This window comes from cyanobacterium endosymbiont of Epithemia clementina EcSB, from assembly GCF_029919255.1.
Lineage (GTDB): Bacteria > Cyanobacteriota > Cyanobacteriia > Cyanobacteriales > Microcystaceae > Rippkaea.
This window is the reverse complement of the sequence record NZ_CP123991.1, coordinates 1,132,123-1,157,601: the sequence shown is the minus strand read 5'-3', so window position 1 is coordinate 1,157,601 and position 25,479 is coordinate 1,132,123. Positions and strand designations below refer to the sequence as shown.

At 31.9% G+C, this 25,479-nt stretch carries 15 protein-coding genes; 5 read left to right on the top strand and 10 right to left on the bottom strand.

Going from position 1 to position 25,479, the window contains the following annotated elements; translation table 11 throughout:
• Positions 1-521: 521 nt before the first annotated feature.
• From queG to P3F56_RS03815, 3 genes are all read right to left on the bottom strand, one after another.
• A complete protein-coding gene (gene queG / locus P3F56_RS03825) occupies positions 522-1,457 on the bottom strand; it encodes a tRNA epoxyqueuosine(34) reductase QueG (protein WP_281153463.1) in 936 nt (311 codons plus the stop codon).
• Between the two features lie 508 nt (positions 1,458-1,965).
• Positions 1,966-2,559, bottom strand: a complete 594-nt coding sequence (gene leuD / locus P3F56_RS03820; RefSeq protein ID WP_281153462.1) for a 3-isopropylmalate dehydratase small subunit — start codon at positions 2,557-2,559, stop codon at positions 1,966-1,968.
• Between the two features lie 649 nt (positions 2,560-3,208).
• Complete coding sequence (locus tag P3F56_RS03815; RefSeq protein WP_281153461.1) at positions 3,209-4,555, bottom strand: histidine phosphatase family protein; 1,347 nt, start codon at positions 4,553-4,555, stop codon at positions 3,209-3,211.
• A gap of 82 nt (positions 4,556-4,637) precedes the next feature.
• Between P3F56_RS03815 and P3F56_RS03810 the strand changes: the two genes are divergently transcribed.
• Genes P3F56_RS03810 through P3F56_RS03800 form a run of 3 tightly spaced genes read left to right on the top strand, consistent with a single transcriptional unit; the run spans position 4,638 to position 9,455 of the window.
• Positions 4,638-6,242: a hypothetical protein gene (locus P3F56_RS03810; protein WP_281153460.1), complete on the top strand. Its 1,605-nt coding sequence runs from the start codon at positions 4,638-4,640 to the stop codon at positions 6,240-6,242.
• Positions 6,232-7,809 (top strand): ArnT family glycosyltransferase, encoded by a 1,578-nt coding sequence (locus P3F56_RS03805; protein WP_281153459.1) that lies wholly within the window; start codon positions 6,232-6,234, stop codon positions 7,807-7,809. Before P3F56_RS03810 ends, P3F56_RS03805 begins: the two co-directional genes overlap by 11 nt.
• A 47-nt stretch (positions 7,810-7,856) precedes the next feature.
• Positions 7,857-9,455, top strand: coding sequence for a CPBP family intramembrane glutamic endopeptidase (locus tag P3F56_RS03800; protein ID WP_281153458.1), 1,599 nt, complete (start codon positions 7,857-7,859; stop codon positions 9,453-9,455).
• A 3,914-nt stretch (positions 9,456-13,369) separates the two neighbouring features.
• Here P3F56_RS03800 and P3F56_RS03795 read toward each other — a convergent pair.
• The 6 genes from P3F56_RS03795 to P3F56_RS03770 all read right to left on the bottom strand — a co-directional run bounded on the left by P3F56_RS03795 (position 13,370) and on the right by P3F56_RS03770 (position 22,045).
• Complete coding sequence (locus P3F56_RS03795; protein WP_281153457.1) at positions 13,370-14,011, bottom strand: phosphoribosylanthranilate isomerase; 642 nt, start codon at positions 14,009-14,011, stop codon at positions 13,370-13,372.
• A gap of 113 nt (positions 14,012-14,124) precedes the next feature.
• The gene (locus tag P3F56_RS10645) at positions 14,125-14,289 is read right to left on the bottom strand and encodes a hypothetical protein (RefSeq protein WP_281153456.1); all 165 of its coding nucleotides are present in this window, start codon (positions 14,287-14,289) and stop codon (positions 14,125-14,127) included.
• A 1,222-nt stretch (positions 14,290-15,511) separates the two neighbouring features.
• The gene (locus P3F56_RS03785) at positions 15,512-16,480 is read right to left on the bottom strand and encodes an ABC transporter permease (RefSeq protein ID WP_281153455.1); all 969 of its coding nucleotides are present in this window, start codon (positions 16,478-16,480) and stop codon (positions 15,512-15,514) included.
• A gap of 1,152 nt (positions 16,481-17,632) precedes the next feature.
• The gene (locus P3F56_RS03780) at positions 17,633-19,387 is read right to left on the bottom strand and encodes a peptide ABC transporter substrate-binding protein (RefSeq protein WP_281153454.1); all 1,755 of its coding nucleotides are present in this window, start codon (positions 19,385-19,387) and stop codon (positions 17,633-17,635) included.
• 147 nt (positions 19,388-19,534) lie between these two features.
• Positions 19,535-19,762 carry a hypothetical protein gene (locus tag P3F56_RS03775; protein WP_281153453.1) on the bottom strand — a complete coding sequence of 76 codons (228 nt, stop codon included), beginning with the start codon at positions 19,760-19,762 and terminating at the stop codon, positions 19,535-19,537.
• A 1,533-nt stretch (positions 19,763-21,295) separates the two neighbouring features.
• Positions 21,296-22,045: a DUF561 domain-containing protein gene (locus tag P3F56_RS03770; RefSeq protein WP_281153706.1), complete on the bottom strand. Its 750-nt coding sequence runs from the start codon at positions 22,043-22,045 to the stop codon at positions 21,296-21,298.
• A 147-nt stretch (positions 22,046-22,192) separates the two neighbouring features.
• Here P3F56_RS03770 and P3F56_RS03765 point away from each other — a divergent pair, with 147 nt between their 5' ends.
• Entirely contained in the window at positions 22,193-23,359 is a 1,167-nt protein-coding gene (locus P3F56_RS03765) for a pyridoxal phosphate-dependent aminotransferase (RefSeq protein WP_281153452.1), read from the top strand.
• 278 nt (positions 23,360-23,637) lie between these two features.
• On the top strand, positions 23,638-23,745 hold the full coding sequence (locus P3F56_RS10435; RefSeq protein WP_405054765.1) for a universal stress protein: 108 nt from the start codon (positions 23,638-23,640) through the stop codon (positions 23,743-23,745).
• Positions 23,746-24,357: 612 nt separating this feature from the next.
• Here the strand turns inward: P3F56_RS10435 and P3F56_RS03755 are convergent.
• Positions 24,358-25,080, bottom strand: coding sequence for a WecB/TagA/CpsF family glycosyltransferase (locus P3F56_RS03755; protein ID WP_281153451.1), 723 nt, complete (start codon positions 25,078-25,080; stop codon positions 24,358-24,360).
• Positions 25,081-25,479 lie beyond the last annotated feature (399 nt).

Below are 25,479 nucleotides of genomic sequence, written 5' to 3'. Positions count from 1 at the left end.
AATTTAGATTTTAATCCCTAGTTAGCTATTACTTATAGTCAGAACGCAAAAAAGTATCCCTATAAAAAGTGAGGATTTTAAATACATATAGTGTATTTTTTCCATAAAAAAGTTTTCTCTATGGACTAGAAGTAAAAAGTTTCAAACATTAAAATTATATTCTTAATTATCTAAAGTTAAATAAAATTAAGGATGAACGGCAAAGAATAAAAAATAATTAGCCAGGATGTTAGAAGATGAATGAATTGACGATAGCAGTAGCTCTAAAACCATAGTATTGTGAAATTACAGCGATTAAAGTGTAAGATAGCCCTGATTTTAACTTTTTTTCCTAACCATAAATAATGTTATTAATTAATAATAACTGTTTGATTGTGTCATTAATTTTTGAGTTGTTCTCAGTTTGTACGGTTAACTGCATTTATAGTTAAACTCTCCTAATAAACTATTGGCAGTCCTAACAAAAAGATGATTATTATATTATGGACGGTAGGGCGTGGAGTAGGAGTATGAGCAATTCCTCATTTACCTAGATTAGCGCGAGCATTACGTCGCAATCTCTCCCATTTAATCCTTCGTAATGCTGAAGATCTAAAATGATTATCCCAAACTTTGAGAGAAATGTTAGCTAATTCTGTCAACTTTGGGGAAATATTTTGAGGGTATGGTTCAAAATCAACGATATTTGTTTCTTGGGCAAAACGTTTATTCCAAGGACAAATATCTTGACAGATATCACATCCGGCGATCCATCCCTTTAGGTTAGAGGTGATCACTTCTGGTAGGTTTGCCTGCTTGTTTTCAATGGTATGATAGGCAATGCAGCGATTAGCATCTACTACAAAAGGTTGAACGATAGCACCTGTCGGACAGGCTTCCAGACAGCGAGTGCATGTGCCACAGTGTTGAGTGTGAGGGGTGTCAGGAATTAAGGTTAAATTGGTTAACACTTCCCCTAAAAATACCCAACTTCCATACTCGCGGGTGATCAGATTGCTATTTTTAGCAATCCAGCCAATTCCAGCCCGTTGCGCCCAAACTTTATCTTGTATTGCCCCCGTGTCGGCACAATAAAGAGTTTTAATTGAGCCCTCTTGCCCTTTTAGTTGCTGACTGAAGGCTTTTAGCTTTTTGTGCATAACTTTATGATAATCTCGCCCCCACCCATAACGGGAGATTTTGCCGTATTCTTTCCCTTCAAGACGTTGATGGGGAGTGTAATAATTGAGGGCGACACAGATAACTGATTTTACCTGAGGCATATAGTCCCGAATATTGAGCCGTTTCGGGTTAGCCATCCAAGCCATGTCAGCATGATAACCTAATGCTAACCAACGTTTCAGGTGAGTGGTTGCAGTATCATTAAATTGGCCATCGACATTAGCAATTCCAACTTTGTGGAAACCTAGCTCTAGAATTTTTTGTTTAATGGTCTCAGTCCACTCTTCGGTATTCATGACTGATTTTTGTTTTTTTTATGGACAAACACTACCGTTGAGCATGATTGCTTTGGGAAAATTAATGTCGTTAACATTGCAACCACGAAGGTTTGCACCGTGCAAATCTCTCTCTCTCGATGAAGTATCAATCATGTTAGCGTCAGCTGAAATCTATCTTTACGAGATCGGTACGACTGAGCTCAGTCTAACTAAGCTTAGCACTTCCTCAATCATCATTCCTAAAAATTAATTTACTTGAAGTGGGCATGGCTCAAACTGACATTGGCACGGGTCAGTCGTGCATGAATCAAACCCATTCCACTGAGATTTAGAGTAATCTAAGCCAGTAGAGTTTCAATCAACTTCTATATCATGGTGGTATAAACAACATCTGCTCGTTGCATATTTTGCCAATCAAAATTTCGTTGACCCTATTATCACCGCCAGATAAACTCCTGAGCGTTTATTAATCAAGTAAATTAGAAATATTTAGAGGATTTACTGATATTTATTCACTAGAAATAAATTAAGAATTCCAACCTAAATAAGGTAATTGACTAGCGATGTCATGAACCTTATCGATGTTCTGGACGAGTTGGCCACAGCTGTCCCAAGTTCCTCCTAAAAGCATTTGCCGAGAACCTTCTCCCATCTCGAGCAGAGTTACCCACGCTCCCACGCTAAGTTTCATTTCGGTTAAATCAAGGGTAATTTTTTGGTGCGGATGGGTTTTAATTAAGTTTTGTAACTGTTTAATATCTTCTGATGTAGCTGTCACACAGGGAACTCCATTGGCGATACAATTGCCATAAAAGATCTCGGCAAAACTTTCTCCAACAATGGCTTGAATTCCCCATCGAATGATTGCTTGCGGGGCATGTTCTCTTGATGAGCCACAGCCAAAGTTAGCATTCACCACAAGAATTTTAGCGTCCTGATATTGGGGCAAATCAAAGGAGTGTTCTCCTCTAAGTTGAGCACGATCATCGGCAAAAATTTGCTCCCCTAAACCTTCAAAAGTGACACACCGCAAAAAACGTGCTGGAATAATGCGATCAGTATCGATATCATCCCCCACAACGGAAATTCCTGATCCTGAAATAGTTTGTACTTGACTCATTAATTAACTCCTGATAGTTATGAACCCACATTATGTTGTCTTGTCACCATTGTTTCACTTATTCCTAACTAGCATTAAGTTTGCAATTGTCCCACTGTAATTATAACCTCCTTAGATTTAGCTGATCCCAAATAAATGTTAGAATTTTTAGATGTTTCTAATTGTTTAGATTAAGTTAGAGTTTGCGTTTAATCTTTTCTGTAAAAAATCTCTATGATTATCAGGCTCTATTTTTTTCTAAACAATCGAAAAAAGAGATGGGTTACTTTTTTGACCTGAAAAAGATATCTTATCTAAATAAGAAATACTAGCTAAAAACAGTTTAATAGTTTCTCAGCTAAGTTATTTTTTGTTCTCTAAAAGTTTCAGTATTTTATTTTTTAAAACAACATCAATGATTTCATCTATATTTTCTAATTTTTTTAGCTACTTAAATCGCAGTATTTTTACCTTATATAGCAATGTATAAATTAACTGGTTTTACCAAAGACAACTATAGTTAACATCATTATTGTTGTTAGTGTACACAAATTTTTTTCTAAGAATTGGCAGTTTTCTAGTTTCATAAATTTTTCTCTCACTCTTGAGCTTAACGACAGTTGTAGCCCCATTCCTTTTAAAAAATGAGGCTGTGAATAGAAATCGTCAGTTACAATGCTCCAGCCACTGTTTGATCTAAAATTCCAGATCCTAAATGACTGGTTAAATTAATCGCTTGTAAAACAGGAGGTTCCTTGATTCCTCGAGGATAGTCAATCACACTAACGCCACCATTTCCTTGTTTAATGTTCCAGAAATCTCTAGTTTTTAGCCCTAACAAGTAACATAAAATCACTTTATTAATAGCATCATGAGCAACCACAATACCAATTTTAGATTCAGGAGACTTGCTATAATTCTCCACCATTTGGTTCCAACAGATGGTGGCCCGATCCCACACTTGCTGTAAATTCTCTCCCTCTGGCATTTGTAACGTTTCTGGAGAGTCTTTCCATTGAGTCAATAACCCTGGAAAATCTACTTCAATTTCCGATGCTAATTTTCCTTCCCATAGTCCATGACAAATTTCTTGAAGTTGGGATTTTAATTCTAACTCAACATCTTTATGGTATTGAAGAATTATTTGGGCGGTTTCTTTTGGACGCAACATAGGACTACTAACTGCGAAGTTCAGAGGAATTTCCTTGAGCAAATATGCAGTTTTTTTTGCTTGTTTTTGACCATTTTTATTGAGTGAAATATCTTTAACTCCTTGGAATCTAGATTCTCGATTCCATTCAGTTTCTCCATGACGAACCAAGAAAAAGCGTAAATGATTCTTGTCAGAACGAGTAGAAGGAATAGGAATTCCTAAATGGGAGGTTTGATTCAGGGATTCAAGTTGCACTGATTCCCCCCAATTACCGCTAAAATTCAAGATATTAATGCAACAATTAGACTGTTGAATTGAGTGATAACGCTCTGGAGACACTCCAATAGCACTCATAATTAAACAGCGATTGATACCATTATGAGCGACAATTAACAGAGTTTTACCCTGATGCTGAGGTATCATTTCCTGCCAAAATTTATTAGCTTGTTGATATAAAGCAAGAACTGGAAAATGTTCTTTTTTTCCCTCAGATGTAGAAAGAATCATTTTAAATTCGTGGGGACGTTCTTTCCAAGACTGATATTCAGTCTTAAACATTTTGGCTACTTTAAGTTTATTTTGCTTTTCCCAGAGAGGAAGGTCTATTTCCATCAGTTGATTGGTAGCAGACAAACTCGGTCGAGAAAGCAAACGACTATGAATAATTTCAGCTGTGGCTTTTGCCCTTTGCAAGGGACTGCAATACATTGCATCAATGGGAAGTAAACTAAGGCTATCCCCTACTTTTTGAGCATCTCGGCGACCCTTTTCGGTCAAAACTGATTCGTTATTGCGACCTTGTATAAGCTTTTCAGCATTATAGTTGCTTTGCCCATGACGCACTATAATAACGCGAGTAGCCACTATCTTCTGTCCTCTCTATGGATTACCAGTTTCTAGATTACAGGTTCCTGGGACTGATTAGATTAAATTTTATGATTTGAGTATGACAATTGTAAAAAAATGGTTTTCTCAGTTTAAATTAAATTTAATTACAAAAAATAACTTCAACCTATTATTAGTTATTAGCTTTGCTATCATCACCTTAATTGGTATTTTGAATCATGCCATGTGGCGTGATGAAGTAAATGGATGGTTAATTGCTAGGGATAGTGTTTCTTGGGAAAATTTTTTTTATAATATTAACTATGAAGGCCATCCAATTCTTTGGTATATATGTTTATGGGGACTTAATCAATTAACCCCTAATCCTTTGGCAATGCAAATTTTTCATTGGCTTATTGCTGTCGGATGTCTGACTTTATTTGTTTTCTATTCTCCTTTTACAAAACAGCAAAAATTATTATTTTCATTAGGATACTTTCCTTTTTATGAATATGCTCTAATTAGCCGGAATTATTCTTTGGGAATTCTATCTATTTTTGGCTTCTGTACTTATTTTAAGACTCGTCATAAAAATTATATTATCCTAGCTCTAATTTTAGCTGTTATGGCTAATACAAATGCCTATTGCTTGATGATTTCTATATCTTTAGCTTTAACATTAGTCTTTGACTATTTGACCCAAAATCATCTCCAATTTAAAGTTCAACTAGGAATCCAAAATATTGTTGTTGCTTTTGTAATTTTTAGTCTAGGAATAGTGTTTGCTGTAATCATGTTACTTCCTCCGTCGGACAGTACCCTACAAGGAGGAGCAAGTCAATGGTTTGTTGAGTTTGATTGGATTAGATTTAATCAGTCATTAACAAGAATATGGAAGAGCTATATTTTAGTTTTAATTCCTAGCGATAGTAACCCCCTAGATTTGGCTATTTTTGCAGTTTTATCTTTAGGTTTATTAGGGTTCGTATCGACGCTTTTAATTAAAAAACCAATCGCATTATTTTTCTATTTGGTTAGTAGTCTAGAATTTTTAACTTTTACCTATCTAAAATTTTTAGGTTCCCAAAGACACTATGGACACTTATATATAATTCTAATTGCTTCCTTCTGGATAAAAAATTATTGTTTTGATTCTGAATTCTTGGTTAATTTATTTTGTTATCTACCTCAAAAACTCTATAAACTATCGTCAAGTTGGCTCAAATTTATAACCTTTCATAAAAGCAGTTTTTTGATGATTGTTTTATATCTTCATTTAATTGCTGGTATCGTTGCGTTTAGTAGAGATTTATTGACTCCTTATTCTGCTAGTCGTGCTACAGCTAATTTTATTCAAAAAAATAATCTAGAATCAATGATAATTGTCGGTAGTGAAGACTTCACTATTGCTCCTATTAGTGGTTATCTAAATCAAAAAATTTACTATCCAGAAAACCAAAGATTCGGAAGTTATGTTTTGTTCAATGAACAGAGAAAAATGATCGATGACGAGGAAGTATTAACAATAATAAATCAGTTAATTAATAACAGTGAAAATAAAAAAAATGTAATTTTAATTTTAAATCGACAATTAAAAGCAATGAAAAGCAATCTTGAAATTATATTTCTAGCTCAATTTAAAAAAGCTTTCATTTATAATGAAAAGTATTATCTTTATTCTATTAAACAAAAATTTAATTCAAACAATAAACCTAATGACCTCTAAAATAACTAATTGTAAACAACTTTTTAAAAATATAAACCAGGATATAGCCTGGTCTATATTTTTATTATTATCTGCTCTTATTTTATATTTAATCGGCTTGGGTGATTTACCATTACGGGATTGGGATGAAGGATATTATGGAACCGTTGCTAAAGATATTTATAAAAGCGGTAACTGGTTATATATGACCTATCATAACGAACCTTTTTTACTTAAGCCTCCTCTGATTATCTGGTTAATAAATATGAGCTATTTAATTGGGGGAATCAGTGAATTTACAACCCGTTTTCCCTGTGCTTTTTTGACAGCTTGTGGTGTTCCTTTATTATACTTAATAGGAAGAGCTATTTTTCCTAGTCGTCTTCCAGCTATTTTCAGCACATTGGTATATTTGACATTATTGCCTATGGTCCGTCATGGACGACTAGCAATGTTAGATGGATCAATTAATACTTTTTTTATTTTCTCTATTTTCTGTTTACTTCAGTCTTTTTATCAAAAATTTTGGATAATTGGAGTAGGAATTGGACTAGGATTAATAGCAATGACTAAAGGAATTTTAGTCATTGCTTTGGGTGGAATTTTGGGAGTATTCTGTATTTTTAATAAGTCTTTAAAGATCTTAAAAGATCCTTTATTTTGGGGTGGATTTATCTTGGGATTTTCTCCAGTAATTTTGTGGTATTCACTTCAAATTATAGAGTATGGAGAAAAATTTATTAAAGTTCACTTTTTACAACAAAACTTGGATCGATTATCTACCGCAGTTGAAGGAAATAAAGGATCAGTATGGTATTATGTAATTGAGTTAGTAAAATATAGTTTTCCTTGGCTTTTATTTTTGCCAGGAGGATTAATCTTAGCAATCAAAAAATATCAGCAAAGTTGGGCTAAATTAGTTTTAGTTGGGTTTATCCTATTTATAGGGATTATCTCTCTGATGAGTACTAAGTTACCATGGTATATTATGCCTGTATATCCTTTTTTCTCTTTAGCTGTGGGGGCATATTTGGCTGAAATTGTACAAAATAATTATCAGTTTTATCCCAAAATTTTAGGAATTTTACTACTTATTAGTAGTATAGTATCACTGGGAGTAGGAGTCTATTTTAGTATAAAAAATAATGATTTTCAACTTCTCACATTATCAATTTTAATAGGAATTACATTTGCTTTATCCTATGTTAATTTTCTACAAAAAAATTATTACTTTATCTTTACTCTTTTTGTTGGATTATATTTTAGTTTAGGCACGTTTGTAATGTCTGATTTATGGATTTGGGAACTGAATGAGTCATTTCCTGTTAAACCTGTAGCTACTCTAATTCGAGAAAATACTCCCCCTAATACAGTGGTTTATACCTCTTATACTTACAGTCGTACTAGTTTGGATTTTTATAGTGATCGTCAAGTGATTGCTCAAAATATAGAAGAGTTAAAAAAATTAGCAGCTATTTCGTTCTATTTCCTTTTAGATCCGTTAACTTTAAAAGATTTGAACTTAAATAACTACAAAATTTTAGGAAATACTCAAGACTTCATATTAATTAAAAATTCTAGACAATAAGAAAGAATTTTTAATTATAATTCAATTATTAAAATTAAGTAAAAGTTATGTCAGTAAAGCGATTCACCTTATTAGTTTTAACTATTATTTCTTTAATTCCTGTATTATTTTCGTTAATTAATAGTATTAACCAGCCCCAAGTACAAGTTAATCTTGAGCTATATCAAACCAATTTAATTTTGCAATCTTCAGAATTTTTTGGGAAGTATTCAAATATTGAGCAGGCTGAAGCTAATTTTAATTTTGCTGAAGTTAAAAAGGTATTGATTGGGAAAACCCCCTACAAAGTTGTTTCTGATAAATATAAAACTGCTCTTGATACTTCTCAAAAAAACTTAAATAGATTGAAAAATCAGTTAAGAATTACTATTGATAGTTCAGTTTCTGTAGATGTTAAAGACTCTCCCATCACTTCAAGTAAAAATTTAGTATATTCCGCAAATCAAGAGCAATTAAAAACTGATATTAATAGTCAAAAACAAATAATAAATAAGCTAGAATTAGAGTTGGGAATTTTAAACATAAGACAAGGAGAAATATCAAAAGCAATTGAAAGTTGGGAAACACTATTAACTACTAAAGATGAGAATAATTTAGATGCTAAAACAGCAATAGTTGCTAATATTTTAATAAATTTATGGAATGAAAATCCTAAAATATTATCTAATTCAGAATTGCAGATACAGAGTAATTTACACGGGTGGTTTAGTTATCAAGCCTTAACAAGGCTATACACACTTCAAAATAGACAAGCTGACTTAATTTCATTAGAAAATAAACAAAAAGACAAAGCAAATCTAGCTATTATGAAATTAGCTTGGATCAGTATTATTCCAGTATTATTAGGAATTATTGGATTTAGTTTACTTATCTTTTTATTGGCTCAGTTATTACTCAAAAGAAATGGGTCTGTTTTATATATTAGTAATAAACTATCTTGGAAAGCGCCTTGGGATGCCGAAACCATTTGGCAAGTTTTAATTGTAGGATTTTTCTTTTTTAGCCAAATTATATTTCCTATTGTATTTAATTTTCTCCCCTTTAATCCTACCAACTTCAGTTTACGGCAAAAAGCTTTTTATATATTAGCTAGTTACTTATCTCTAACTTTAGCTGGTATTTTTGTACTTTATTGGTCAATTAAATCCTATTTTCCCTTACCAAAAGATTGGTTTCAATTCAAGATAAAAAGTAATTGGTTAGTGTGGGGAGTTGGGGGATATTTAGTTGCTTTACCCTTGGTGATTATTGTCTCTTTAATTAATCAACAAATATGGGACGGTCAAGGAGGTAGTAATCCCTTATTATCTCTAGCATTGGAAGCCCAAGATACAGTCGTTTTAGCTATCTTCTACTTCACCGCTTCTCTCGCAGCTCCTTTTTATGAAGAGATTATGTTTAGGGGATTTCTGTTACCGTCTTTGACCCGTTATGTTCCGGTTTGGGCAGCTGTTACTATCAGTAGTTTTATTTTTGCTCTTGCTCACTTAAATTTATCAGAAGTACTTCCCTTAGCTATTTTAGGTATGGTCTTGGGAGTAGTTTATACGAAATCGCGTAATCTTCTGTCTTCCATGTTAGTTCATAGTCTTTGGAATAGCGGAACATTATTGAATTTGTTTTTATTAGGTAGTAGTGGTAAGTAAGAGCTAATCTTATATTCTTAGATTGAATTAAACAATCAGTAGTATTCTTAAAATCAAAAGAGAAATGTTTCTCCGATTTGACCAAAAGTTTATTGTTAAAATTATACGTAGTTCTACTATTTTGAGCTAATTCTATCAGTAATTATCTTTCCGCAAAAGTCTATTCTAAAGCCAACTGAAGAGACTCTTATTAAAGAAGACTATAAACAAAAAGAATAGCTATAAAAACGGTAAATTTATGTATTTAGGGGATTTACAGTATGAAGATTAAATAATATCCTTCTAAATTAGATATATAAGGATATTGTTGAAAATTTTAGCGATTTAGAGACTAGTGGTTAACCTGAATATTCTCTTAGTCATGATCGTTTTGATTTGGTAAGTAGGCAGCTCTAAATAAAGCTTAAAAAAGCAAATTACTTTGTATTTCTATATACAAAACAATTAGAGCTTATTTTGAATTACTTTAATTGGTATTTAATTAGAGTTACTCCTTAGATTATGACTTCGTTTAACTGTTTTAGCTAAATAATCTTTATGTTTAAACATATTTATAGAAATTTTACAAGCTTTTATTTAATACCATTTTTTTATTAATTTTAGTTAAAAACTATAAATTAGTGAATAAATATGATTTTTTTTTGAATTATTTTTTACATAAAAAGTAATAAATAATTCTTGTCTTCACTTTTTTTATTTTTTATTTACGCCCCTTTTTTCAGTATCACGAATTATTCCTGAAGTTAATTTAGCTTTTCTCTCTTTTCAAAAAACTTAATTATTAACTATAATAGCTTTTTTTACACTTTTCTGATGGCTCTTTAAAAGAGTTTATATCTTCTTCTTTACCAGTGCTTTTTAATAACTGTTTAGAGAAACCCGCAATTATTTTCTTTTTTAAAAAATCTATCTCAAAATTGTTTTCCTGAAAAATTAGCTAAATCTGCAATTTTTAAAACTTTCTATCCTCTTAAAAAAAACATATTTTTTATATCATGAGTTAACTTTGATAGTTTTTGTTTTTCTAATTATGTCAGCTTATTTTTTATACAGGCTGACATTTAATAATCGCTCTTTTTTAACTGCTTTTCTATTTTAGATTTATTGAAATTTATCTACTTATAGCTGTTGTTGATTAGGTAATCTCTAGTAAAAATGGTAGAAAAACTAGCTAATTTTTATTAGCAAAATATACCTACCAAACTAGTATCATTATTGATAGATTACTTAACAGGTATATAATTAATACTTTTAACTATTGGCCAATATCATTTAATTTTTTATACTGATTCCAATAAAATTAAAGTCAGTATAAAAAATATAACTTGTGCTTCTACATGTTTCATTAGTTTTATATCTATAGTTGCTTTATAAGTCAATAAGTTATCTATGACCATACAATTCCTTGGGTATAATTGTGGTGTTAGTATTTTTATTTTACCAGTATTGATTGAGCGAGCGTTTCAATTAACGTAATATTTTTTTTTGATTATTAGAACATTTTCCCTAAACTTGTTTTCCTTTAGTTACTCTGATAAAGTTATGAGTTATAAGTGGCTAAACTCCTATTTTGTCAATTAAAACTAAATATAAAAAGTTAAGTTTTTTAAGTATTGTCAAATATTACTATCTTAGGCTTTTAACCTTATGAATGTAAGTTTTTAAGGAATAAAGTTTTTTTAGAAAAAGTTAATTTTAAGTTTTTGAAGTAAATAATATATATTGATAATACTAACTTTAATACCTATTTTTTGTATAAGCGAATACCTAGTTTTTGTGTAGCAGAATCGTTATCTACTTCTAGCTATTTTTTTACAAAAAAAATTATTATGCTTCAATTAAAGAAGACTGTTCTCTGCTATGAGAGAACAGTTTTATGCTTTTTGTTGTTTCATGAGGTCTAAGAAAACAATTAACAAAACTTTAATTGAGTAAAAAACACTCCGTTAGTTCTTGAGATAATTGACTGGTCTTGTTGTTAGTTTCTTTAATTTTAGTTAAAATACCTATAGAGTACGGCTTACTTTTTAAGTAAAACTAATATTTTTTTAAAAAATATTCAAATTAAACTCGCTATTAGTTAAATGATATCTTCATTTTATTGATGCTAATATTCAGTTAACTTCTTCCATTTTGATATTTACTATTAATTTAATAAAAACCGTTAATTTTTTAGCCATAGTTTATAACTATAAAAATAGTTATAAAGATATAGATTAACTGTTATTTTTAGTTTTTGTAGAAGTGGTAAAATAATTTAATATCAAGAGTGCTTACTAGTTCAAGACTCATCTCAATAAACTCAGTTAAAGATTTACCTAAATGATAGTAAAAAACCTTTTTTAAAAAACTTGTAGTTAAATTACTCAAATTAGTGCTTGGAGAAGACAATAGTTTAATCAAGTGTAACTGGTGAAAAAAAAACAACAAAAAATAATAGTAAAAATGAATAACTTAGGAGTACAAATTGAGGTAGATACTAATAGCAACATTCTCATTAATAGTTCGATTAGTGTTTTTGCAGACATACTCTCATATACATTGCAATTTAAAAAATTTAAATTTTGCATAATCGATTAAATATAGGGTTAATTTTTAAAGTTAACTAATAAGTTATTATCTGTATTGTAATCCATTACATTTTATTTTTTAAACGTAAATTAGATAAAATTTAAAAACACTATTAGCATCTCCAATACCAATTGGACTGGACTAATAATATAGAACTAACTAACAAAATGCTAAGTCAAAAACTTCAAAGTTTGAAATTAATATTTTTTTTGAATCCATAAGCTTTTATTTCAATCAACTTCAACTTATCATCAATATTTAATACTGTTCATTAAGTTATTGCTTGGTAAGAATAGACAATAATGTTTCCAATTTAACGTCTAACTTTTTCAGATACTTTCTTTAGTCTAATTAATAAGTTTTTGAAATAAAAATTAGCTAGTTTTAATGATTATCATATCCAGTCTAAAGTTTTCTAACTAATTTTCTAAATTCCTCTTTCAGTTAAATAATCTTGCCAAGACTGATATTTTGTTATTAACTTGTTTTAATTTAGCTTTTTATTTCAAGAGTCTTGTTCTAATTATCTAATTGAACATCAACTTGTTTCATCAGATAAAGTCTATCTTGTACTACTTTAGCTTATGGTATTAATTTATTCATAACATTCTTAGAACGTTTACCAAGATATATGACTAACTTATTCAATCTTATTCAATTATTATCACAACTTTTTTTAAAAAAGCCATTTTGCTACTTATCAGATTTGTTTATTTCTATATTTTCTACACTTAATTATTTATATCTAAATCTACTAACACTAGTTGATAACTTTATTGCCGTTATTAAATGGCAATAAAGTTATCAATTTAATTTCTAATTATTTGTATGTATTTTTAAAAAATTATTTTTTGATTATTAACTTAGTATTTTTTATTTTTTAATAATTACTATTATAAATTTATTTAATCCAGTTTTAAGTATATTTTTCATTTTTTTAATACATTTATACTCTTTCATGAATGTAATTTAACCTTGACTACATCTGATTTGATAATGATTAATATCAAGACATACGGCTTATCCTGCCTAAGATATATTTTTAATGTTCAATTCATTAATTTAATAAGGTTTTCTGGTTATTGAACTATTCTTATCTCATTTAAAATTTAATAATAAATTATGGTTAATTTTTTTTTAGATTTAGAGTTTCATTCATTAAATTAAGTTTAGTGTTTGATGTCATAAATATAAGTTAAGGCTAGAGAATTGAGTATAGTATAATTTTGTGCAAACAAAAAACCTGCCATACTATACAGCGATAGTGACTTTTAACAAGCCTATTGTTAATAATAAAAATCTTTCTTATTTTTTTATCTTTACATGACAAGTTCAGTAGAACTTTATTTTAAAGGATGAATATCTTGAAGTAACGCAAATAACTCAGCTACTTTTGTTAAATTTTTATTACCAGGTGATCTCTCAACACCACTAGAAAGATCAATTCCCGTTGGATCTAACCGTGTTAAAGATTGCCCTATATTATTAGGGGTTAATCCCCCTGCCAATAACCAAGGAAGCGGTGGTTTAAATCGTTCTAAAATTTCCCAATTCAAAGTATGACCAGTTCCTCCTAACAAATTAGGATGGTGAGCATCTAACAATAATGTATCTACTTCATCAAAATAAGCAGGTATGGCTCGTAACGACTGAGAAGTTTTGATTCTAAACGCTTTAATCAGTTCGAGATGAGAAAAACGTTGTTTGATCTGACGACAGAACCGGGGCGACTCATTCCCGTGCAGTTGTATCCCAGTTAACTCTGTTTGGTTAAGAACTTCTTCTATTTCTAATAGACTGGCATTAGCAAAAACCCCAATACAGCCAACTGTTGTTGGCAGTTCCTTGATCACGGCTTGAATTTGAACCGGACTAATATAACGAGGAGATTTGTGAACGCAGATAAATCCCAACATAGTAGCCCCTAATTGAGCAATCGCTTTGCCCTGGGATAGTTGGGTGATGCCGCATATCTTAATTCTCATTTTGCTACTATTAAGTATTCAAACTAAAGTAAATTTTTTGTTCAAGGAATTTCTATGATCCTTAATCATCAATTAAAGTTGATCAACTCAGGAGTCACACAGGATCCATGTTATCAGACTTGACCTGATTTGCTCAGACAATTGCCCCAGATACCATTGGTCGGAATTGGTCGATAGGGGTTATTGTGATTGTTGCTAATCTTTTTACTATCGTTGCGGGATATTTTGCCACCCAAAATACAGAGGAGGGCTAAATTTAATTTTTCCTTAACTAGCATTGCAGGAAAAATCAGGTATCCCTTAAATGTTTGTAATCACTAGCTTTGGTCACATTTTAGAAGGTTGCATTATTATAGTTTTTTCTAATGCCGGTATTCTATACATAAGAGTGTGTATTCAGAGACTATACTGAAAAACTTATCTTTTTGTTAGCTTAAAATTTGGTTATTATTCTGACTTTACTTCCTTCGTCGAGGCAACAACATCCCCGTGTGCCATTGGGCATTTGATATCGAATTAACAATTTACAGAAGACGCTATATCAACAATGATATTGTTCTCTATGGTATTGTTGTGTCTCATTAACATCTAAAATGAAAATTTGCCGTGAGGGTTCAAACTGGGAAGCAATCAAGCTAGAAGCTGATCGAACTTATACTAACGGCAAACTGATTGAGACAATCTCTGTGGTAATGGAGTAGTTTTTTGTCTCACGAAATCTGGACACAAAATCCAGATTTATCTTTTATCAAAAGGGTCTTCCATTAGTGAACAATTCAAGTTACCAAAAGAGTTTTTCTTAACTTACTGATTTAATCAAGAAACAGCTGACATAGAAAGATTTTAAAGACTTAAGTTAGTTAATAATAATTACGATAACATCAACTTAGTAAAAGAATATTAACCATAAATTTAATGCATTCTAGAATCCAAGAACCTCGGTGTAAAAAGCTTATCTCTGGTGGCAGAGTGTTGGCTGTTTTAACGAAGTTTTACTAAAGATCTAAAACGCTGATTTATTAGATTAACACATAGGTATAAATTTGGGCAACAATTAGAAAAACACTAGCTAAGAAGATTGACTAATGTTCTTGACTCTTTTATGAAGGCATAATAACGACGGAATACTAAAAATCACGTTTAAATAATTGCTAAATAAATCAATTCAATGCGATTATACAGAATCAAAATAAAACATTCAACACTGGCAAACCTCCTCTAAGGCATAATTCCTAATAGGTATAAACTAGGAATCATAATAAAATCTAGAACCAAGCTAGAACTTAACCATAAAGCTAAAGCAAACATAATAATTATCATCCAATTTAAGAACTTCACACTGTCCTCAGAAACCGTATTTTTTAAATAAAAGTCTTTTTGTATTAGACTCATAGTCTATGCCTAACAATGATCGGAAACAACTATATATTCCAGGTCCTTGATAAACATCTTTATATAAAAAAAACAATAATTAACTAAAAAAGTAAATAGTTAATCTAATTATTTTTTTTGATTTAATTTAACCCGTGGATCCAAAAAACTATAGGTGAAATCGGCAACAAAGTTACTAATAAAAATTAAAATTGCATAAATAAAAGTAACAGCCATAACTACTGGGGTATCATTACGATAAATCGATTCAATTAATAAAGCCCCAATTCCAGGAATACGAAACACCTGTTCCGTGACTAATGCCCCAGTAAAAATTGTAGGAATATCTAAGGCTATCAAGGTTATAACGGGAATCATGGCATTCCGAAGAATATGATTATTCAAGATGGCAAAACTTCCTAATCCTTTAGCATAGGCAGTACGGACATATTCTTGGGGGAGTTCATCTAAGATAGCTGAACGGAAAAACCGCATTAAAATCGCTGACTGATATAAAGCTAATACACAAACTGGCATGATGGATTGTTTGATTTGTTCAACAAAACTTGACCAATTGGTTATTTGTAATGTGCTGTTATAAATAAAAGGAAACCATTTTAATTGAACGCTAAATATAACGATGAATAATAATCCTGTCAGAAAAGTTGGCAAAGAAAATCCTAAAAAAGTAAAGGTGGTTGCAATTTGATCTAGCAATGAATATCGTTTCAATGCAGAAACTATTCCTAGAGGAAAAGCAATCAAAAAACTTAGGAGATAAGCAATTCCAGCCACCCATAACGTAGTTGGTATTCGTTGTAAGATTAGATCAATAACTGGACTTTTACTAGTAAAAGAATAGCCCAAATCTCCCCGAATAAACGCTAAAATCCATTTAATATAACGAACATAAATTGGTTGATCTAACCCTAGACTTTTACGGATATTTTCCCTTATCTCTGGTGTAATTGCCGGGTTGGAAGCAAATTCTCCCAAAGGATTACCTGGGGCTAAGGCTAAAATAGTAAAAATAACAATACTAATGACAAGTAGAGTAGGAATGGCGGTTGATAAACGCTTAATTAAGTAGGATATCATTTGATAATGACTCAATACACTGAGTTTTGCGCAACGCAACTGTTATCTATTATACTAAATCCGATGGACATACCATCCTAAAAAAATAGAGGAAATTCAACCAATAACAATAAGTTAAATTTTTGATTTCTTTTTTTATTCAACTGCAAATATGACAACAGTTTAGCAAGACTTCTTCTATCTTAGAATTTTTTTGAAAATACTCATAGAATAAATACTTATCTACATAATATCCACAGTTACTCTACTTGCTCTAACTCTGGAGAGTAAGCTTACAAATATTCTTTAGTAATTTTTGGAGCAATTTTTTCTTTTCTGCTATAAAACCGTCTGCCGCTTTAGCCAGATGTTCATGGACTAAATTAAGCCATTTTGTATTCACTCCTGGAATTTAATTTCATAAAGTTCTTCCCGTGAGTAGTTTAATAAATTCACAGATATACTGCTATCCACAGATTTAGTTTACCATAACAGCCGGTCTTTTCCACGTAGGACTTCAAATTTTTCCTTTGATTGTCCTCAATTTTACTCTAGGTTCATCAAACAACTATATATCTATTTAAGTTTCTGGATCTCTTTTTTCCAATTTTTAAATTTTTAATAAATTTTACTGGTTCAAGAAACTCTCTCTTTACTATGTTTTTCTCTTGGAGAATGACAAGAATATCTACACTTTTTTAAAGTAATTTAATCCTCTTTCGTTCCAGATCTTATTAACACAATTATGTCTATAATTGTTTATCTACCAATCTAGATTTTAATTACTAGGCTAATTTTTAAAGTGGTTTATTAGTTCAGGTTTGTTTTCTTCTTTTTTCTTTATTCTTGAATTTTTAAACTTTTCTTTTTCCTAACTTAATTAGATTTTTTAAGAACTTCTTAATTATAGTCATACTTGGATTATAGTCATAATTTATTCCTGTGACTAGCACACTATTGTCGAGAATATTTTCCTAAGATACTTTCCAAGATAGACACCATTTTAGTCAATTCTACAGAATTTTAACTTTTTGTGTACTTCTTTTTGAGTTTTTGAAAACAAAATGTCGAGCTAAATAAGTTTTTATAGACATTGTTCTTATCTAGATTGTTTTTTCCGTGTTACACGTATGGTTTCACAACTAGGTTTATGATTATCTATGTATACTCGATTTAAAAGTCAACTTTGTATATTTTCCAATCTTTAATGTTCCAGGTATTAAAGTCCCAAGGGGTTGATTTGAATCCCCGAATGTTATCACTAATTCCAACAACATCAGCTCGATGAATTAAGGGAATTACCACAAAATCATTAACCAACATGTCGTTCATTGCAATAAAAATTTCTCGTCGTTTTCTAGTATCTAATTCTTTGCTTGCTTGTTCCCATAGTTTATCATATTCTGGGTTACAATACCGGGAATAATTATCTCCAGACCAATTATTTGATTTTTGAGGAATTGTATCACACATATAGGTCTTCATATAAGTACTGGGATCAGGGTTCCTGTTTCCTGTCGTAAACATTTCTAAATCAGCATAAAAATGTTCTACTGTATCATTATTCGCCGGGTCACTGGAAAAGAAAATACTTGCATCAACATTTTTTAGTTCAACACCTATCCCAATTTTTTGTAATCCCTGCTTAACAATTTCTTGTGTTTTTTGGCGTAGTGGGTTGACTGAGGTTTGAAAGACTACTTTCATTTCTGTTCCATTTTTATCTCGAATTCCATTGTTATTAGAGTCTTTCCATCCTGCCTTATCTAATAACTTTGATGCTTTCTCTAAGTTAAACTCGTAACTTGTATTAGAAGAATTGTATTGCGGAGGAGCAATTAAAAAGTTTGAGGTGGCTTTTCCGGTTACTCCATACAACTGTTGAGCAATGGTATCTCGATCTATTGCTAAACTAAAAGCTTCCCTTACTTGCTTATTTTGAAAAAAAGGATGAGGAAATTTCAGGCTTGATTTTTCTCCCTCTGCTGTTGCTTTATTTGGATCGGTTAAATTAATTAAAATTCTTTCGCTAGTTCCTCCAAAAATAGATTTTATTTTTCCAGTTCCACCTGCTTCCAATTGGTTGAGAATATTTACTTCAACTTGTAAGTTATAAGCATAGTCTACATCTCCTGTTTGTAACACCGCTCGTGCGGCAGAAGTAGCATCTCCACCTCCTTTCAATGTAATTCTTTTAAACCCTAATTTATCAACTTCCCGGAAATGGGAATTTGCTTCATAAACGACTACATCCCCAGGTTTAAATTCTACAACCTTATAAGGGCCTGTACCAATAGGAATTAGATTTTCAGGGGCCTGCCGTGCATTTTCACCATTATATTTTTCATAAAGATGGCGAGGTAAAATCATTCCTCCCCCACCAATAAAGGGAAGATTCCAAGCTGGATTTGGTTGTTTAAAAACAACTTTTACTGTATTCTCATTTATGGCTTCGACCGTTTCAACACTGGCATAATTATTGGCACTAGTCGAACCTACTTTAGGATTAGTAATAAATTGATAAGTGAACACCACATCACCAGCCATAAATGGGGTTCCATCTGACCATTTGATTCCTTCTTTCAATTTCCATGTTACTGACTTGCCATCAGGTGAAATTCCCCCATTTTCTATAGAGGGAATTTCAGCAGCTAAAAAAGGTATCAAGTTACCTTGATTATCATAACTAGCTAAAGGTTCTAATGTAATGCGACTAGCTTCAGAATCTTTAAATCCTGTAGAAAGATGAGGATTTAAAATAGTGGGAGCCTGCCAGTATAATAAATTAAGGGTTTTACTTTGTTTTTGGAGTGTTATCTGAGAACTTAGGTTGTTTGGTTGACGATTACAAGCAAATAAAACAAATGTTACTCCAACAGATAGCAAGACTGGTACGACTGAAAAAAAATTCCTTAACGATTTCCTCATCACTATTAAGTTATGACTCCTCAAGTGGGATCGACTAAAACATGCCATTCTGACTCTTTCATGATTTCAACACGACGTGGGGATAAAGAACAGTAGAAGTTGTCAGTTATGGTGATAATCTCAGAAAAATGTGCATTAGACTACAAGTTAATCAAAAAAGTTTTCTAAACGAGAATGGGCAATATCTCGAATTAAAACAGTTTTTGAACGAAAATAAACTTTCATGACCTGTAAGTCTTCCGAGGACAAGGAGTATTGTGCATCGAGTTTCTTCAGTAACTGACTAACTAAATCTGAGTCATCTAAATTGACTAAGGTTTTGGCAGAGCTCTCTTCTACTATAGACCAAAGTTGTCGAATTATTGAAGTTTTCATTAAAAATTCCCCTCAAATCTATCTAAGTTGCAATTATCAAGGATAAGAATAAGACGATATCAGTTAGTGATCTTAATGAAATTGCTGACTGTCATCCTACGTCAATTTGCTTTAATTTTTAGTTTTCTAGATAAAAAAATTATTATAATGATAAGAAACTTGTTATTCGCTCTCATAAAGTCGACTATGAATAAATTAAGTTGAGACTTTAACTACTTACTGAATCTGATCTAACTAATCTAAATCAGTAGAATACTGAGTCCTAAGATACAATAAAAAAAGTTGATGGAATGAATTTTCATAAAATTTTTTAAGTAAGATAGTTGCTTATCTTAAATTAAAGATGAAAGAATAAGTAGAAAATACAATAGGTAATATACAATTTTTAAAAAAAGGGAAGATTCTATAACTTTCTTGTAAAAAGTCTTAACCTTATTGCTAAGGTCAACTAAATGTGTATTAAGCAAATTAATGTTTTAACATAAGATTCTTGTGATTTTTTATAATTACGTAATACTCTAGCTTAATTATCTTAAATCATAGTAAAAATTTTCTTAAAAAGATAGATATATTCCAAAGTAGGATTAACCTCTTGCCCTATATATAAAAAAATTAGAAGAATCTCCTAGTAAAACGATAGCTCTTATTTTATAAGATTTCAAAAAAAGCTTGTTATAAAAAATTATTGACTTATTCTTAAGTTTATAATTGCTGTATTTGATAATTAAGGTTGATAACAATATTGACTGTTTTCAGTTGATGAGAATTTTTCAATGGAAATAATTCCAAAGATATTGCTTGGAGACGTTCTTGAAACACTTTTATAACAGCACAAGCCTCTATAACGAGGTAATATCTCTTCTTTCTTTGATAAAAGAAATTGAGGTAGTATAGTTAAAACTTTGTATTTTAGCCAGAACTAGGATCAGATAATTTCTGAATTTTCTGCATATTAAAGGAGTTTAAGTGATCGTTTTTCTATTTATAAAAAGTTTGGTAAATGTTACTAGCTTAACCTAAAAAAGTAACCTGGTAATAGTTTTTACTATGTTAATGTTTATTAAGTTCGCTAGTTGTTAGATTGAGTAGTAATCTCTAAGTGTTCAGAATAATGTTAAGATTTTATATCTTTCAAAATAAATAATTAAATTTTGTATATCTTAAGAAATCTTTTTGTAAAAAAGTGGATGCTCCCATATTTTTTATAATTTTTAGGAAAAAACTATTACTGACAACGTTCAATTGAACAATTTTTTTGTTAATCTTAATCTTTTTATTATTTTTTGTTCTTAACCATCAACTTGATAAATAAGATACTTATTAAGTGTATAGTAACCAGCCGATAGCTTTTTTAAAAAAGCTGTAACATTTTCTCATTCTCTTTGGGCTAACATTAAAGCCATTCCTAAATAATTACTACTTTTTAGCTTCATAATTATTTATATTCATTTTTATTTTTAGACAGCTTAAGCAGTTAATCAAAATAGAGACGCTTGAATTATACGTCTCTATAAAATTGATGCTAGGAAATATTTAATGGTTGATTATAGCTGAACTGGTGGTGGTTAATGCCTCTACCAAAGAACGAACTGCAGCAACCATCGCTACTTCGTCATTGAGTTGATTAATGGCTGATCCTACCCCCACACCGGACGCGCCAGCCGCAATCGCCATAGGAACAGTCACAGAAGATAACCCTGACGCACACAAGACTGGAACAGATACCGCATCAGAAATACTGTAAGCAGCAGCTAAAGTAGGGGCAGCCTTTTCAATTAACCCTAAAGTTCCTGCATGAGTAGGTTGGCTGCTGGATCCTCCTTCAGTTTGGATAATGTTGGCTCCAAATTCTACTAAGCGCTCAGCTAATTGAGCTTGTTCATCAAGGGGAAGAATATGGGGAACCGTCACCGAAAGGGTAATTTCAGGGAGAAGAGAGCGGGTTTCTCTGGTTAAGGCTAGAACTTCCTCTGCTTCAAATCGCCGTCCTTGGGCATAAAAAGCATCAAAGTTGCCAATTTCAATTAAATCTGCCCCTGCCTTAACTGCTTCGACAAACAACGTTGGTTCAACTGCTGAGACACAAATCGGTAAATCAATTAATTGACGTACATGGCTTACCAACGCCCCATCTGCGGCAATATCAACAAAGGTTGCGCCACCAGCTTGGGCAGCTTTAACAATAGCCGTAACATTGGCTGTGTCGAAATTGGTTAACCCACTGATCACTTTGAGGGCTTTATGTTGAGCCAAGGCTGTTTGTAATTGAGGATGCATAGTCATACGATATTTAAGGTAAATTCTGATGAATTCATTGTGCCATTTTCCGATGGCGTTAAGAAAGTATTCGTTAAAACCTGAGATACACCCCCAGAGAGACGATATCATGAATAAAATTATTATTTGTTTGGCCTGGGAATATCGAATCGAATGATTAAACTGGCAACACGAGTGGGGAAGGTTTCTCAATCAATTACCCTTGCAATTGCCGCCAAAGCTAAGGCAATGAAAGCACAAGGTATTGATGTCTGTAGCTTTAGTACCGGGGAACCAGACTTTGATACCCCACAACATATCAAAGAAGCGGCCAAACTTGCTCTAAATCAAGGAAAAACTAAGTATGGTCCGGCGGCAGGGGAACCTACACTGAGAGCAGCAATCGCTAAAAAGTTACGTATCGATAACAATTTAGACTATACTCCAGATAATGTAATTGTGACCAATGGGGGGAAACAGTCTTTATTTAATTTGATGTTAGCGTTGATTGATCCTGGGGATGAAGTGATTATCTCGGCCCCCTATTGGTTAAGTTATCCAGAAATGGTTAAATTAGCAACAGGAACGCCGGTGATTGTGCAAACAACGACAGAAACAAGCTATAAAATCACGCCACATCAACTGCGTCAAGCGATTACTCCTAAAACAAAATTATTCGTTCTAAATTCTCCCTCGAATCCAACCGGAACTGTTTATTCTGCCACAGAAATAAAGGCGTTAGCTGAAGTCATTGTGGAGAATAATTTGTGGGTTGTTTCCGACGAAATTTATGAAAAGATTCTCTATGACGGGGCACAACATCTCAGCATTGGAGCAGTAAATTCTGAGATTTTTAATCGTACAATTATTAGTAATGGCTTTGCTAAAAGCTATTCAATGACAGGGTGGCGTGTAGGATATTTGGCTGCGCCTCTAGAATTAATTGAAGCTACTAATACGATCCAAAGTCATAGTACCTCTAACGTGTGTACTTTTGCCCAATATGGAGCAATTGCCGCTTTAGAAGAATCTCAAGACTCCGTAGAGCAAATGCTACAAGCCTTCACTAAACGTCGTCAAGTTATTTTAGACGGAATTAGGACAATTCCTCACCTAAGTTGTCCGACCCCCATGGGGGCTTTTTATGTTTTTGCAGATATTAGTAAAACTGAAATGAGTTCTCTCGATTTTTGTGATGCACTCTTAAATTCTCAAAAGGTAACAGCTGTTCCAGGTACAGTATTCGGGGCAGATAATTGTATTCGTTTATCATATGCCACCGATTTAACTTCTATCGAAAAAGGAATCGATAGATTAGCTAAATTTGTTAGCAGTCTTTAAGTTATCAAAAGGAGAATTGTTATGTCCTGTAAAAAAATTAGTGGCAATAGATAAAGGTATTTTAGAGAGACTGGTGTTCGAAAAACTTTTATCTATTGCCAGAATGGGGCTATTTAAATGTTGTTTTCTAGCTGACCTCTGATAAATCAAACCTTAATTCCTTATATTAATCTTTATAATCAAGAATTAGCTGAGATTTCTACCCTAGCCAATAGGACTGAAAAATTGAACAATCTGGCTGTTAGATTAGAGGATTATTTAATAGTGGTGATACAGATTTGATTACAATCGAAAGACTAGGACTCAAAGGTATTAGTAAAATGTTTTTTGGAAGTGTTAGTAACGATATGGTCCACCATCTTCATTGCTCAGTATTAGTGATTTAAAGATAAAAAACTGAGTAAATATAAAAGTGTTTAGTTGACTTTATTTTTTAAATAAAATTAACTAAACACTTTTATTACTTCTTGATAAATTAATCATTCTATAGTATCTATTTTGAATAGACTTAGAAAGTGAATCTCTCATTGCTCAAAATATCTTAAGATACATAATTCAGTAACCTAAACTTCACCCATGCGAATTCAATGATTGTAAGTATTTGTAGTGATTGCCAAAACATCTTGGGCAAGCAGCATAACGATGTAGGCTAAGATAGCCTAGTTGCTAAAACTTCCCCCGTAGAGTTGTTTTAGTGCTCACGAAGAATCGCTTAATTATTGCTCCTATTGTCAATTTCTGGAGTCTAGTATAAAAGTACCCTAATTTCTCTCAACAACCAGTTCATCGAAAGTTTCTATTTGCTTAAAAATAATTTTCAAATAACTATTATTAAATAATTTTTTTGAAAAAGTTCAATATTTCAAGTTAAGTTTTTGTCTCAATTTCTTCGGCAATAGCTTATAAATTAAGGTCTCAACCCAAAGAAATAATTGTACAGACGATCACTATTATCTCGGGATTAAAGTTCTGTAGAGTGATCACTCGGTAAGCTTGACTTAATGAATAAGTGATCGTAAAAAAAACCTAGGTAGGGCTAACATTCGCTGCCAACGCCAGGGTTCTTGATATAAACGATAGAGCCACTCCAAATTGTTGTCTCGTAACCACCGAGGGGCCCGGTCTTTAGTCCCAGACCAAATATCAAAGCTTCCGCCAACCCCAATCCAAATCCCTTGGGGACATAAATAACGGTGTTGCCGAATCCAAAATTCCTGACGAGGAACCCCCAAGCCTACAAGAATTAATTTGGGTTGTTTGTCTAGTAGAGTTTGTCGCCATAGATCCTCTTCTTCTGAGGATAAATAGCCATGGGATGAAAGAATAGAAATGCCAGGAAATTTCTTACGCCATTGGTCTGCTGCTGCATTGCTAACTCCAGGTTTTCCCCCATAAAAAACAATTAAAGGGGAATTTTCGTGGGACCCCAATTCTTGAAGCAACGATTGTGCCAGTTCAATTCCTGGACATCGTTGTTGTTTTTGTTTGCGCAGCCGCAGATACAGGACGACACCAGCTCCATCAGGAATAACTAAATCAGCTTCACGAATGACTTCTTTTACCGAGGGGTCTTCTTCAGCTAACATAGCCATCTCTGCGTTCAGAGTCACAACATGAACTCCTCGATGATGATTGAGGCATTGAAGCAGCCAATCAGAATAATCATCCAGAAGGTGTACGAAAACATTGAGAATAGGAAATGAGGGAGGATTAGTTAGCATATATGAAATTGTATTTAGAATTGCTACCACTCAGCAACTTGAGATTTAAAACTACGTCGCAAAACGACAACTTTTCTTGTTTTTTTATCTAAGTAATTGATAACTTCTAAAGGTACTATACCAACGGAAGAGACAAAATAGCCTGGTGACTATAATATATCTTCATTTTAGGTTTGAAAGAATGTTTTTCACCAATATTGACGAATAGAAATATTTTTTTAGTATCAACCACAGACGATATAGGAAGTTTTGAAGGACAGTCAATTAAAACATAAGCATGATATGCTCATCTTCTGAGTCGGATTATAGCACTTTAAAATAACTTTTTAAGGTTACTTATCTAAAATATTTTTCAATTAATGTTAGAATTTTACTGTTAAAAATTTTACTTTTATATTC